This window comes from Holdemania filiformis, from assembly GCF_003459085.1.
Lineage (GTDB): Bacteria > Bacillota_I > Bacilli_A > Erysipelotrichales > Erysipelotrichaceae > Holdemania > Holdemania filiformis.
In genome coordinates this window covers 1-13978 of record NZ_QRUP01000026.1, presented here as the reverse complement: position 1 = coordinate 13978, position 13978 = coordinate 1, and the positions used below count along the sequence as shown (strand labels likewise).

General features: G+C 52.0%; 10 protein-coding genes and 1 other annotated feature. All 10 genes read right to left on the bottom strand.

Translation table 11 applies throughout. The features are described 5' to 3' along the window. Window positions 1-64 precede the first annotated feature (64 nt). Complete coding sequence (gene gdhA / locus DWY25_RS15555) at window positions 65-1405, bottom strand: NADP-specific glutamate dehydrogenase (RefSeq protein WP_117895994.1); 1341 nt, start codon at window positions 1403-1405, stop codon at window positions 65-67. 98 nt (window positions 1406-1503) lie between these two features. Beyond that, a complete protein-coding gene (gene rpoC / locus DWY25_RS15550) occupies window positions 1504-5301 on the bottom strand; it encodes a DNA-directed RNA polymerase subunit beta' (RefSeq protein WP_117895993.1) in 3798 nt (1265 codons plus the stop codon). A gap of 14 nt (window positions 5302-5315) precedes the next feature. After that, entirely contained in the window at window positions 5316-9455 is a 4140-nt protein-coding gene (gene rpoB / locus DWY25_RS15545) for a DNA-directed RNA polymerase subunit beta (RefSeq protein ID WP_117895992.1), read from the bottom strand. A gap of 109 nt (window positions 9456-9564) precedes the next feature. Further along, window positions 9565-10161: a class I SAM-dependent methyltransferase gene (locus DWY25_RS15540; protein WP_039863549.1), complete on the bottom strand. Its 597-nt coding sequence runs from the start codon at window positions 10159-10161 to the stop codon at window positions 9565-9567. A gap of 73 nt (window positions 10162-10234) precedes the next feature. Beyond that, the gene (gene rplL / locus DWY25_RS15535; RefSeq protein WP_006057333.1) at window positions 10235-10606 is read right to left on the bottom strand and encodes a 50S ribosomal protein L7/L12; all 372 of its coding nucleotides are present in this window, start codon (window positions 10604-10606) and stop codon (window positions 10235-10237) included. A gap of 27 nt (window positions 10607-10633) precedes the next feature. Continuing rightward, window positions 10634-11155, bottom strand: a complete 522-nt coding sequence (gene rplJ, locus DWY25_RS15530; protein WP_117895991.1) for a 50S ribosomal protein L10 — start codon at window positions 11153-11155, stop codon at window positions 10634-10636. A 33-nt stretch (window positions 11156-11188) separates the two neighbouring features. After that, window positions 11189-11314 (bottom strand) — a sequence feature (ribosomal protein L10 leader region). A gap of 32 nt (window positions 11315-11346) precedes the next feature. Continuing rightward, the gene (rplA, locus tag DWY25_RS15525) at window positions 11347-12030 is read right to left on the bottom strand and encodes a 50S ribosomal protein L1 (RefSeq protein WP_117895990.1); all 684 of its coding nucleotides are present in this window, start codon (window positions 12028-12030) and stop codon (window positions 11347-11349) included. Between the two features lie 15 nt (window positions 12031-12045). After that, window positions 12046-12465, bottom strand: coding sequence for a 50S ribosomal protein L11 (rplK, locus tag DWY25_RS15520; protein ID WP_006057336.1), 420 nt, complete (start codon window positions 12463-12465; stop codon window positions 12046-12048). 161 nt (window positions 12466-12626) lie between these two features. Beyond that, complete coding sequence (locus tag DWY25_RS15515; protein WP_244926000.1) at window positions 12627-13103, bottom strand: PTS sugar transporter subunit IIA; 477 nt, start codon at window positions 13101-13103, stop codon at window positions 12627-12629. 437 nt (window positions 13104-13540) lie between these two features. Further along, window positions 13541-13879 (bottom strand): hypothetical protein, encoded by a 339-nt coding sequence (locus tag DWY25_RS15510; protein ID WP_117895988.1) that lies wholly within the window; start codon window positions 13877-13879, stop codon window positions 13541-13543. Between the last annotated feature and the right edge of the window lie 99 nt (window positions 13880-13978).

The window sequence follows — 13978 nt, the reverse complement described above, 5'->3', positions numbered from 1 at the left end:
TTCTATTTCTCCTTTTATTCAAAGATGTGGCTTCCGCGTTAAAACCGCGGAAAACCTTTCCTTTTTAATAATCGCCCATTGCGATCATTCCGTCAATCACCTTCTGAACGCCAGCGATGTTAGCGGCTGTCACATAATCCTTCGGATCCAGCTGATATTGCCGGATTGCTTCCTGGCATTGCTTATGAATAGAGATCATAATCCCGCGCAGCTTGTCGTCGACTTCTTCAAACGACCAGGCCAGACGCATGCTGTTCTGGCTCATTTCCAAGGCGGAAGTCGCGACGCCGCCGGCGTTGGACGCCTTGCCCGGGGAGAACAGAATTCCCTGCTGACGATACAAAGCGATCGCTTCGTTATCGTTCGGCATATTCGCGCCCTCGGCGACAAGCTGGCAGCCCGCATCGATTAAGCGCTGAGCGCGCTCCTTGTTGATCTCGTTCTGTGTCGCGCATGGGAAAGCCAGATCAACCTTCAGGCTGGCGTCATAGACCGAGCCTTCATGATATTCGCCATGCCCTGCCATTTCCGGATACGCCGAAAGCGAGGTGCGCAGCTGTTCCTTGATTTTCTTCACGGTATCCAGATCCAGCTGTTCATCGACGATATAGCCTTTAGAATCACTCATCGCGATGACCTGAATTCCGTTCTGCAGCGCTTTTTCCGCGGCATAGATCGCGACGTTGCCGCTGCCGCTGACAATCGCTTTCTTCCCCTGCGGATCCATCTGCGCCGCTTTCATCATTTCCAAGACGAAGTAGATCAACCCGTAGCCGGTCGCTTCTTTACGTGCCAGACTGCCGCCATAGCCTACGCCCTTGCCAGTTAACACGCCACGCTCGCTAACGCCCTTCAAGCGCCGGTACTGACCATATAAATAACCGATTTCCCGTGCGCCAACACCCATATCGCCGGCCGGCACATCGACGTCCGGACCGATATGCTTGGACAATTCAATCATAAAGCTCTGGCAGAAGCGCATCACTTCCGCATCGCTCTTGCCTTTCGGATCGAAATCGCTGCCGCCCTTACCGCCACCGATCGGCAGCGTCGTCAGCGCGTTCTTGAAGATCTGTTCAAACGCCAGGAATTTCATCATCCCCAGCGTCACCGCCGGATGAAACCGCAGACCGCCTTTATAGGGACCCAAGACGCTGTTATATTGAACCCGGTAACCGCGGTTGACATGCATCTGCCCCTGATCGTCCATCCACGGTACTTTAAACTGGATAATCCGTTCCGGTTCTGTCAAGCGTTCCAGGATCGCCATTTTCTCATATTCCGGATGATGATCGAAAATCAGGCTGACCGACGCCAGCACTTCTTCCACCGCCTGCAGAAACTCGGGCTGCGAGGCGTCTTTTTGTTTCAGTTGATGTAAAACTCGTTCACAATATGAATTCATTGTTATCCCACCTTTTTTATTATGATATGCTACTCAGACTGAAAATTCAATGAAAAAAAGAGGGACATTCCTTTCGGATATTCCCTCTCTCGTTCATTTTAGACCGCTGGTTCAGCGTGGTTGCCGAGCATTTCTTCAGGAAGCTTGACATCTTCTTCCAGATCGACGGAACGTTCTTCCCGTTCCTCGCGCAGCTCCGCTGCCCGTTCTTCGATCATGCGCGTCGTTTCGCGCTCGAATTTTGAGCCGGTTCCCGCTGGGATCAGCTTGCCGATGATAACGTTTTCCTTCAGACCGATCAGATGGTCGACCTTGCCCTTGATCGCCGCTTCGGTCAGGACCTTGGTGGTTTCCTGGAAGGACGCCGCCGACAGGAAGGAATCGGTTTCGACAGACGCTTTTGAGATACCCAGCAGCGTCGGCCCGAAGACCGCCGGATGCTTGCCCGCTAACAGACAAGCGCGGTTGATGCCGGTGATGTTGTTCAGGGACAGCGTCTGGCCTGCGCTTAAGCCGGTATCGCCGCCGTCGATGACAATGATCTTCCGCAGCATCTGACGGATCATGACTTCGATGTGCTTATCGGAAATTTCGATACCCTGGGAAGCGTAAACCTTTTTGACTTCCTTCAGGATATAGTTCTGAACTTCCATCACGCCTGCGACTTCCAGCAGTTCCTTCGGGTTAACCTGACCTTCGGTCAGCTTATCGCCCGCAACGACCTGGGACCCGACTTTCAGCCAGGAACGGATCGTCTGCGTCAAATCGCATTTGTGTTCGATGCTTTCCTTTTCGTTGGTGACCACGATGCGCATGCCGCTCTTGTTTTCCAGTTCGCTGATCTCGGTGATTTCACCGTCGATCTTGGACAGAACCGCGACATGTTTCGGGCAGCGGGCTTCAAACAGTTCTTCAACTCGCGGCAGACCCTGCGTGATATCACCGTCGTTACCGGAAGCGACGCCGCCGGTATGGAATGTACGCATGGTCAGCTGTGTGCCTGGTTCACCAATGGACTGCGCGGCCATGATGCCGATCGCTTCGCCGGCTTCCGCCAGCTTGCCGGTCGCCATGTTGCGGCCATAGCACTTGCGGCAGACGCCGTTGGTGCTTTCGCAGGTAAACGTATTCCGGATATAAGCTTTGGTGACGCCGGCATTGACCACGCGCTGCGCCATCGCTTCATCCATATAGGTATCCGCTTCGACCAGAATTTCACCGGTGTTCGGATCAACGATCGCATCCTGGCTGTAACGGCCGATTAAGCGTTCAGCCAACGGTTCGAGGATCGTGTTGGTCTTGCGGTCGACGATATCCTCAACCAGATAGCCGCGGTCGGTTCCGCAGTCTTCCTCGATGATGACGACATCCTGAGCGACGTCGACCAGACGGCGGGTCAGGTAACCCGATTCAGCCGTCTTCAGCGCGGTATCGGTCAGACCTTTACGCACGCCGTGAGTCGAGATAAAGAACTCGGACACATTCAGACCTTCACGGAAAGAAGAGTAAATCGGAACTTCGATAATCGAAGGCTGGTATTCTTTCTTGGACTTCGACTGCGTCGGACGGGCCATCAGACCACGCATGCCGCACAGCTGAGTAAAGTGGGATTTGTTGCCTCGCGCTCCGGATACCGCCATCATGTTGATCGGGTTCTTACGCGGCAGGGATTTCATAACGGCATCGCCGATTTCATCCTTGATATCTGCCCACAGCTTCGAGAAGTGACGTTCCCATTCCGGCGGCGTCAACATGCCTCGGCTCAGCAGCTTATCCAGCTTATCCGCCTGAGCGCGGCCTTCCTCAACATATTTCTGTTTGTTCGGGACGACATTGATATCCGCCAGGGATACGGTCATGCCCGCAACCGTGGAATATTCAAAGCCGAGGTCCTTGATGTTATCCATGATATCGGAAGTGCCTTCCGTTCTATAACGGTTGAACACTTCAGCGATGACGTTCGACAAATCCTTCTTTTTGAATTCCGGATTCAGCGGCATGGCAGCGATCGCTTCCTTGATGTTCGTGCCTAACGGCAGGAAGAACTTATCCGGCGTCGCCTGTAAGCTTGCCTTGTTGACGTCATTGATATACGGGAAGTCTGCCGGGAACATTTCATTGAAAATGACCTTGCCGACTGTCGTTACCAAGTACGAATGATTCTGCTTCTCCGTGAAGCAGCTCTTATGCAGAGCGTATCCCGGCAGGGCAATGCGGGTATGCAGATGCACCTGCTTATTCTGATACGCGATTAAGACTTCGTTGGTGTCCTTGAAGACGTGGCCTTCGTTGGTGCCGAACCGGCGCCACATTTCAGCCGCTTCATGATCGCCCAGCGTATCCAGAAAATCAGCCTTCGTAAAGAATTCGTCGGCCGTTTCTTCCATGTTCAGATAGAAGTTGCCCAGGACCATGTCCTGGCCCGGCGTAACGATCGGCTTACCATCCTTCGGACCCAGAATGTTGTTGGAACCGAGCATCAGGATTTCCGCTTCGGCGCGGGCTTCTTCGGACAGCGGCAGATGGACAGCCATCTGGTCGCCGTCAAAGTCGGCGTTGAACGCCGTACAGACTAATGGATGCAGACGGATTGCACGGCCTTCGACCAGCTTCGGCTTAAACGCCTGGATGCCCAGACGGTGCAGCGTCGGCGCACGGTTCAGGAAGACCGGGTGATTATCAATGACCTGTTCCACGACGTCCCAGACGCGCGGATCCTGGCGGTCGATCAGCTTCTCCGCTGTTTTCGGATTGCCGGCGATGCCCTGGTTCACAATTTCATTGATGACAAACGGCTTGTACAGCTGAATTGCCATTTCACGCGGAATACCGCACTGATACATCTTCAGGTCCGGTCCAACCGCGATAACGGAACGGCCGGAGAAGTCGACACGCTTCCCTAAAAGGTTCTGACGGAAACGTCCCTGCTTACCCTTTAAGGAATGCGACAGGGATTTCAGCGCCCGTCCGCCCGCGCCGGTGATCGGCTTGGAACGGCGGCCGTTGTCGATCAAAGCATCGACCGCTTCCTGCAGCATACGTTTTTCGTTCTGAACGATGATCGCCGGAGTTCCCAGCTCCAACAGCTTCTTCAAACGATTGTTCCGGGTGATGACACGGCGGTACAGATCGTTCAAATCGGAGGTGGCGAAACGGCCGCCGTCCAGCTGCAGCATCGGGCGTAAATCCGGCGGAATGACCGGCAGTACGCTTAAGACCATCCATTCCGGCTTGTTGTCGGAATGCCGGAACGCGTCGATGGTTTCCAGGCGCTTGATCAATTTCTTGCGCTTGTCGCCGTTCGCGTTTTCCAGTTCTTTAATGACGATCTCATGTTCTTTCTCAATATCGACCTTTTCCAACAAGGTCTTGACCGCTTCCGCGCCGGTCTGGGCGACAAAGCTGCCCGGACCGTACAGTGCGGTGTTCTCACGGTATTCTTTTTCTGACAGGATCTGTTTGACAGCCAATGGCGTATCCATCGGATCGGTAACGACCCAGGATACGAAGTAAACGACTTCTTCCAGCGCCTTCGGCGTGATGTTGAGCAGCAGGCTCATGCGGCTTGGAATGCCGCGCAGATACCAGATGTGCGCAACCGGAGCTGCCAGTTCAATGTGACCCATCCGTTCGCGGCGGACGGAACTCTTGGTGATTTCTACGCCGCAGCGGTCACAGATTACGCCTTTATAGCGTACTTTCTTGTATTTTCCGCAATAACATTCCCAGTCTTTGGAAGGACCGAAAATCCGTTCGCAGAATAAGCCGTCCCGTTCTGGTTTTTGAGAACGGTAGTTAATCGTTTCCGGCTTTTTGACTTCGCCATAGGACCATTCGCGAATTCGTTCCGGGGATGCCAGACCGACCTGAATGGCGGCAAATTTATTGACACTCATCGCTTACGCCTCCTTTACTCAACGTCTTCGTCATCAAATCCGATTACAGCCGCTTCTTCCGGCAGATCCTCCTCGTCGATGACCTGGGCCGGAACCTCGGCCGAGGTTTCGGATACGACGTTCTCCAGGGCTGCAACTTCATTAATCTCGTCTGCTTCCATCTTCTTCATATCGACTTCCAGACCTTCTTCATCCAGCATCTTGACGTCGATCGCCAGCGCCTGCAGCTCATGCTTCAAGACGCGGAACGATTCAGGAATGCCCGGTTCCGGCAGATCCTTGCCCTTGATGATCGCTTCGTAGGTCTTCGTGCGGCCGACGATATCGTCCGACTTCACAGTCAGGATTTCCTGCAGCGTATGCGCGGCGCCGTAAGCTTCCAGCGCCCAGACTTCCATTTCGCCGAAACGCTGGCCGCCGTTCTGCGCCTTACCGCCTAACGGCTGCTGCGTAACTAAGCTGTACGGGCCGGTTGCACGGGCATGCAGCTTATCGTCGACCATGTGCGCCAGCTTAATCATATACATGACGCCGACAGAAATCCGTTCGTCATACGGTTCGCCGGTCTTGCCATCGTGCAGCACCAGCTTGCCGTCCTGGGAGGTCTGCGCCTCTTCCATGATCGATTTCAGTTCATCATTGGAAATTCCGTCGAAGACCGGCGTCGCAAACTTCACGCCCAACGTCTTCGCGGCCATGCCCAGATGGATTTCCAGAACCTGTCCGATGTTCATACGGGATGGAACGCCGAATGGGTTCAGCATGATATCGATCGGTGTGCCATCCGGCAAATACGGCATATCCTCGATCGGCAGGATCTTGGAGATAACGCCCTTGTTGCCGTGACGGCCGGCCATTTTATCACCTTCAGAAATCTTACGTTTCTGAACGATATAGACTTTAACGACTTCATTGACTCCCGGCGGCAGATCGTGACCTTCATTGCGCTTGAAAATGCGGATTGAATGGACGATGCCGGCGCCGCCATGCGGTACTTTCAGCGAATTGTCGCGGACTTCTCTGGACTTTTCACCGAAGATCGCCAACAACAGCTTTTCTTCCGGGGAGATTTCGCTCTGGCCCTTCGGGGTGACCTTACCGACCAGGATGTCGCCTTCCTTGACTTCCGCACCGACCATGACGATGCCGCGGCCGTCGAGGTGGCGGCAGGCATTTTCACTGACGTTTGGAATGTCGCGGGTAATTTCTTCAGGTCCCAGCTTCGTTTCGCGGCATTCAATGTCGTATTCCTCAATATGAATAGAAGTGTAGACATCGTCGCGGACCATCCGCTCGGACATGATGATCGCATCTTCGTAGTTATAACCGTGCCAGGTCATGAACGCGATCGTCACGTTCTGGCCTAACGCCAGCTCGCCTTTTTCCATTGAAGGACCGTCGGCCAGGATATCGCCGCGTTCCACACGTTCGCCATGCTTGACGATCGGCCGCTGGTTGATGCAGGTGCCGGCGTTGGAACGGCGGAATTTCTGCAGCTCATAAACGCGCTGTTCGCCTTCATCTTCGGTGACGACAATTTTATTCGCGTCCACATAGGTGACGACCCCGTTGCCGGTGCAGATGCAGGCGCTGCCGGAGTCCCGCGCAATGCGGTGTTCCATACCGGTTCCGACATACGGAGAATGCGGATTCAGCAGCGGTACAGCCTGACGCTGCATGTTCGCGCCCATCAGGGCACGGGAAGCATCGTCGTTTTCCAGGAATGGGATACAGGCGGTTGCGACGGAAACGATCTGTTTCGGTGAAACGTCCGCCAGCTCAACCTGATTGCGGTGAGCCATGATTGTTTCTCCCGCTTTTCGGGCAACGACCATGTCGTTGATCAGACGGCCGTCATGCACTTCGTTCGCCTGTGCGATGACGTAGTCGTTTTCTTCATCCGCCGACAGGTAAACATAGTCTTCCGTGACTTCGCCGTCTTCTTTAACAAGACGGTACGGCGTTTCAATAAAGCCGTATTCATTGATCTTCGCATAGGTTGTCAGGTTGGAGATCAGACCGATGTTCGGACCTTCCGGCGTTTCAATCGGACAGATCCGGCCGTAATGGCTGTTGTGAACGTCACGGACTTCGAAGCCGGCGCGCTCACGCGTTAAGCCGCCTGGGCCCAGCGCGGAAATACGGCGCTTGTTGGTCAGCTCCGCCAGCGGATTCTGCTGATCCATGAACTGCGACAGCTGCGAGGAGGAGAAGAACTCCTTGATCGCCGCGGTCAGCGGACGGATATTCGTTAACTGCTTCGGCGTCAGACCTGCCGCCTCGGCAATTGACATTCTTTCTTTAACGACCCGTTCCATTCGGCTTAAGCCGATCCGGAACTGGTTCTGGATCAATTCGCCGACCGTGCGGATCCGGCGGTTGCCCAGCATATCGATATCATCGACACTGCCGACGCCGTCCATCATGTTCAGCTCATAGCTGTAGAAGGCGTACATGTCGGAAATCGTGATCGTCTTTTTCTGGTTGATCGGGTCGATCGCCACGATCTTGATCGGATTGCTGCAATCCGCAGACGTTGAAACCTGAATCGTCTGCACGGCCGCGCCGACCAGCCAGGCTGTGATCGCCTGATTCTGATGTGCGCGTTCGATGATGACCTGTTGCTCGGAAGCGCTCAGCTTCGAGTAATCCTCATCCGGGATGTAGCGGTCTACCACCAGCTCGCCGTTGTTGGTCATGTCTTCGTTATTCGCCGTCAACCGGCCGATCACGAAGAAACGGTGACCGTAATTCAGGACCGCGGAGGCGTTTTCCGCCGTCAGTGCGACCGGCTTGGCCACCAGTCCGGAATAAACGCGAACTTCTTTGACTTCCTTCGCCAGGGCTTCAATATCTTTTTCCGTCAGAACGGTACCCTTTTCAAACAGGCGGTCGCCGCACTCGACGTCGTTGGCCAGAATCCGGCCGATCAGCCCCAGACTCCAGGATGTATCCATCATGGAAGTATCTGGATGCGAGAATTCATGCACGAACGGGAAAGCTGTTACATGGCTGCCCTTGAGCATTTCCACGCGCAGGACGTTTCTTTCCTTCTTCGTGACAAACGTGCCTTTTTCAAACAACACTTTGCCTTCGCCGCTCAGAACGTCTTCGGCCAAATAGGTGCCTTCCATCCGATCCGTCAGCGACAGTTTCTTATTTAATTTGTACCGGCCGGCCTTGGTCAGGTCATACCGGCGGTGATCGAAGAACTTGGCGTTCATCAAGTTAACCGAACCGTCGATCGTCGGAACTTCATCGGAACGCTGGTTTTCATAGATCGCCAGCAGCGCCTCGTTGCTCGTCTTGATCTTATCGGCGGCCAGCGTGTTGCGGATTTCTTCATAGTTGCCGAAGAACGAGGTATATAAAAGCATATACAGGTTCAGGAATTCGCGCGGTTCACCCTCGACGATGTTCTCTTCGAACACTTCCAGTCCCAACGCTTTTAAGAACCGGCGGATTTCCGCCGTATCAAAACCGTCTTCGCTCTTTTCCAGGTTCAAGGACATACCGATCGCCTTGAACAGGATAGTGGATAAAATTTTACGTTTGCGGTCGACTGACATGTTGACAATCCGGCCTAACGCCGCCTTCTTGCCGTCAGTCATGAACTCCAGCCACGTGCCGCGGCTTGGGATCAGTTCACAGTTGTAGCTATCTTTGCCAGTTTTATCTTCGGAAGCAATATCAAAATAAGCGCCTGGCGAACGTACAATCTGAGAAACGATAACACGTTCAGCGCCGTTGATAATGAAAGTTCCGGTTTCCGTCATCATCGGGAATTCGCCCAGGAAAACATCTTCCCACTTTGTCAGTACTTCACCGGTTGTATTGTCAACCATTTCCAGCTCCATTTTCGCTTTCAATGGCGCGGCGAAATTCGCCTCCCGGTATTTGCACTCGTTGACGGTATACTTTGGCGTGCCGAATTCGTAATCTACGAATTTCAGGCGAATATTTCCACCGTAGTTCTGAATCGGGTAAATATCTTCAAAAACTTCCCTGATGCCTTCTCTGATAAACCATTCAAAAGACTGAGTCTGCACTTCAACCAGATCAGGAAGATCGAGGTTGCCGCTGACCTTGGAATAATTCCGGCGTTCTGCCTTTTTACCCAGTTTTTCAATACGGTAGTTCTGCATTTTTTCCATGTACGCCATCCTTTCATAACAGTGTTAACAACGGCTAAAAGGGCCTGAAACCCCCTTAACTTTTATACATTTTTGCAATTTAATATAGTACCAAACTTAACACAAGTTGTCAATCTGTTTTTGTCGATTTTAAAATGTAATATCCCTTTTCCTTGTTGATCACTTCGCAGTTGCCAAATATTTCCTCTATTTTAGCTTTAGCGCTGAGCGCGCCCTGCTGCTTGCGGATCACCACATACAGATGTCCCTGCGGACGCAAATGGTCATACGCCTGCTCAAACATCGCATAGATCACTTTTTTGCCCGCCCGGATCGGCGGATTGGTCAGAATATCGCTCAACGTTTCAGTGACATTCCCAAAGATATCCGATACCCGAACTTCAGCCTCCACGCTGTTCTTCTGCGCATTAAGAACAGCCAGCTCGACCGCCCGGGGATTGACATCCACCATCAGCATTTCAGCGTCCGGAAACATTTTTTTCACCGTGACGCCGATCACGCCGTAGCCGCAGCCCAGATCTAATATGTGATCTCCCAGCGGTTCTTCTTTTATCGTTTTCAACAGGACATACGATCCAAAATCCACTTCACTTTTACAGAACACGCCGTTATCCGTGATCAAAGGGATAATAAAGCCCGAAAACCGGAAAGAAATCTCCTTCCGGTTTTGTGGTAGTTGACGATTGTCAGTAAAGTAATGACTCATTCGATCGCCTCCCATGGGCTAATTGCATTCCGCCGTCGTGACGGAATTGTTCTGTTGTCGGATTGTACGAAACTTATTTAATTTCGACAGAAGCGCCGGCATCCATCAGTTTCTTCTTGATTTCTTCCGCTTCTTCAGGCTTGATGTTTTCCTTGATCGCGCTTGGGCACTTGTCAACTAAGCCCTTCGCTTCAACCAGGCCTAAGCCAGTGATTTCACGAACAACCTTGATGACGCCAACCTTCGAAGCGCCGACTTCCTTCAGGAATACGGAAACTTCAGTCGGTCCTGTAGGCGCTGCAGCTTCAGCCGGAGCCGCTGCTGCAACCGGAGCCGCAGCCGTTACGCCGAATTCTTCTTCGATCGCTTTTACCAGTTCGTTCAGTTCCAGAATTGTCATCTCTTTCAGAGATTCGATGATTTCAGCATTTGTTAACTTTGCCATGTTCTTATTCCTCCTTGGTCAGTTTTGTTATTCAGCAGCTGCTTCTTCAGCAGGAGCAGCTTCTCCGTCTTTGTCAGCGACTGCTTTCACAGCGCAAGCGAAGCTGCGGACAGGCGCCTGCAGGCAGCTCAGCAGCATCGACAGCATACCATCACGGTTCGGCAGGCTGGAGAGTTCCTTAATCGTATCGACGCCGACGACTTTACCTTCGACGATCGCACCTTTCAGAACCAGTTTGTCGTGCTTCTTGGCGAACTTCGCCAGCACGCGGCTTGGCGCAACAGCATCATCAGAGAATGCGATTGCGTTTGGTCCGGTCAGCTGTTCTGTCAGTTCGTTGAATCCGGCAGCCTCAGCGGCACGCTGGGACATGGAATTCTTGTAAACCTTGAATTCAATGCCTTCAGCCCGCAGGCTTCTTCTCAACTCAGTGACTTCGGCAACTGTCAGACCACGGTATTCAACAACGACTGTTGACTGGCTGGCGGTCATTTTTTCCTGAATTTCGGAAACGACTGCCTTTTTAGATTCTAATACCGCATCTTTCATTCCGTACACCTCCATTTTATACTGTCACAATATACCTGAATATAAAAACCCGCACTCAAGACAGCACGGGTTTTGAAAGTTCAAAGTTGATCTTCCTACCTCGGCAACCTGATTAAGCCGTTAGGCCGTTGCTGTCTATGGTATATTGATAACAAACTAATTTTAACAGGGTTTGCGTAATTGTCAAGCAATTACTCAGCAGCGACACGAATCGCCGGTCCCATCGTTGTGGAAACCGTGATGCTCTTCATGTAGTTACCCTTGACTGCCGCCGGACGTGCCTTCGCGATCACGTTGTACAGCGCTTTCGCGTTTTCCGCCAGCTGTTCGTCAGTGAAGGAGCACTTGCCGATCATAACGTTGATGTTGCCTTCTTTGTCAACACGGTAAGTAACCTTACCTTTCTTGATTTCGTTGACAGCGTTGGCGATGTTCATCGTGACGGTGCCCGTCTTCGGGTTCGGCATCAAGCCCTTAGGACCCAGGATCTTACCCAGCTTGCCGAGTTCGCCCATCATATCCGGAGTCGCGACGATCACGTCGAATCCGAACCAGCCCTTTTTGATATCTTCCAGGATTTCCTTGCCGCCGACAAAATCTGCGCCGGCATCCTTGGCTTCCTGTTCCTTCGCACCCTGAGTCACGACTAAGACCTTCTGGGAGCGGCCTGTGCCGTTCGGCAGAACCATCGCGCCGCGGATCTGCTGATCAGCGTGACGTGGGTCGACGTTCAGGTTGAAGGAGATTTCGACAGATGCGTCGAACTTTGTTGTGTTGATTTTCTTCGCCAGAGCTACCGCTTCCGTCAGGCTGTACAGCTTCGCTGTGTCGACCTGCTTCAGGGCCTCTGTGTATTTCTTACCTCTTTTTGCCATCGTGATGTCCCTCTCTTATTCCATGCCTTCGACAGCGACGCCCATATTGCGCGCTGTTCCGGCGATAATCCGCATTGCTGCTTCTACATCATTGGCGTTCAGATCCGGCATCTTGTACTCAGCGATTTCTCTGCACTTTTCCAGAGAGATCTTTCCGACGATGTTGGCTTTGGCACTGCCCGATCCGGACTTGATACCGGCAGCCTTCTTGATCAGTACTGAGGCTGGTGTCGTTTTCAGAACGAAATCAAAGCTCTTGTCTTCATACGCTGTGATGATGACAGGAACGATATCGCCTGCACGATCCTTGGTCGCATCGTTAAATGCGTTGCAGAACTGCGGCATGTTGATGCCTGCAGAGGCCAGCGCCGGTCCCGGACGGGCTCCGCCTGCCTGGAACTGGAGCTTACAAATCTTTGCAACTTTCTTGCTCACAAGACATTCCTCCTTAAAATTGATTGTCTGTGCTGTGGTTAGTGGACAGGTGCAACACCGTCCTCCCACGCATAATAAAACTTGCTGCCTTCGACAGCATTACTATTCTAAGCGGATTTAACCCTTTAGTCAAGGGATATTTTCGATTTTGACCGGATTTATCAACGCGTCACACGAATGACAGGATCGCCGGTCTTAACCACCCCGGTCTTGGCAATTTCCAGCTGATACCCGCCGCCGTTGGTTACGACCAGCATCGTCGTCAGATCGATATGATTTTTCTCCATAAATCCCCGATCAATCCGGATCAGCGGTTCTCCCGCCCGGACTTTTGCACCAGGCTGAACATAAACTTCCAAGCCTCGGCCCTGAAGCTCCACAGTATCCATGCCGACATGCAGCAGCACCTCAACGCCATTGGCGCCTTTTAATCCGACCGCATGACGCGTTGCCGCTACAAGCAGCACTGTGCCGGTCAGCGGCGACAGAATCTTTTCGCCTTCAAAACGAAATGCAATTCCCTCGCCCATCATCTTCTGCGCAAATACCGGATCCGGCACTTCTTCCAAGGGCAAACTGATGCCGTCAACCGGTGCCAGGATGTCGCAATACGCAGGTTTCTTAAATAAATTAAACATGGCAGCCTCCTTGCGCAAGCTCATCCAAAGTTCTGCTTAGATTGATAAGCAGGAAAGATTCGGATGATTTGCGATGTTTCATTGTTCTCATTTTAAAGAATACCGTTCTAATTCGCAACGGTTAATCCTGTTGTTTAAGGATTCCTTCATTTTTCTCTGTTCTTTCTACTTATTTTTTCTGAATTCAGGTTACTTTCCTGATCTCAAATTCTCAAGCTTTTAGATAATCAGCCGCTTTGTACTGGCGGTATTGCCGATGTCTTCAGCCTAAATTACAAAAAGCCGGAATCCATGCCTTTCTTGGGACGTATTCCGGCCTGGCATACATAAGCAACGCTCAGCTTAAGAAACAAAAGTAATCCAGCTGCCTCGTCTATTCCGCCAATCAATTTTATCAACAATTTTCATAAATAGAAATTAGAATAGGAAGCTCGATTCTAGCTCCTTATTCTCGTTGCAATCTGATCCGCGGTCCATTCAGGATGTTCTTCATGACAGATAAATATCTGACGAATTAAAGTTTCATCTTCATCTAAAATCTCCGCGATCTCTGGAACGGACTTGCCTTTTTTCACATTTTTCAGCACCAGTTTAATGACTTTGCATAATTCGCCTCGTTCCAAGCCTCGTTCTATGCCTTGTTCCAAGCCTTCCTGCTTACCCATCCGTTTGCCCTGTTCCAGCCATTCCCGCTGACGATCCGCTCTTTCCAGTTCCGCCATGATCGCCTTTGTTTCTCTGAAGTACGCTTCAAAGTCCATCGTCATTTCACTCATCTTCCTGACCACCTTTCTGAGATTCTCATCGTGTTCGCATATCTGTCGAATCCATTCCCGTTTTTCCGGGTCCGCCAAGTTTCCATATAGGATTGCCCA

Excerpts from the sequence above, each read along its gene's own strand:
- rplA (WP_117895990.1), bottom strand. The coding sequence starts at position 12,030 with ATGGCAAAAAGAGGTAAGAAATACACAGAGGCCCTGAAGCAGGTCGAC.
- rpoB (WP_117895992.1), bottom strand. The coding sequence starts at position 9,455 with ATGGAAAAAATGCAGAACTACCGTATTGAAAAACTGGGTAAAAAGGCA.
- DWY25_RS15515 (WP_244926000.1), bottom strand. The coding sequence starts at position 13,103 with ATGTTTAATTTATTTAAGAAACCTGCGTATTGCGACATCCTGGCACCG.
- rplJ (WP_117895991.1), bottom strand. The coding sequence starts at position 11,155 with ATGAAAGATGCGGTATTAGAATCTAAAAAGGCAGTCGTTTCCGAAATT.
- DWY25_RS15540 (WP_039863549.1), bottom strand. The coding sequence starts at position 10,161 with ATGAGTCATTACTTTACTGACAATCGTCAACTACCACAAAACCGGAAG.
- rplL (WP_006057333.1), bottom strand. The coding sequence starts at position 10,606 with ATGGCAAAGTTAACAAATGCTGAAATCATCGAATCTCTGAAAGAGATG.
- gdhA (WP_117895994.1), bottom strand. The coding sequence starts at position 1,405 with ATGAATTCATATTGTGAACGAGTTTTACATCAACTGAAACAAAAAGAC.
- rpoC (WP_117895993.1), bottom strand. The coding sequence starts at position 5,301 with ATGAGTGTCAATAAATTTGCCGCCATTCAGGTCGGTCTGGCATCCCCG.
- DWY25_RS15510 (WP_117895988.1), bottom strand. The coding sequence starts at position 13,879 with ATGAGTGAAATGACGATGGACTTTGAAGCGTACTTCAGAGAAACAAAG.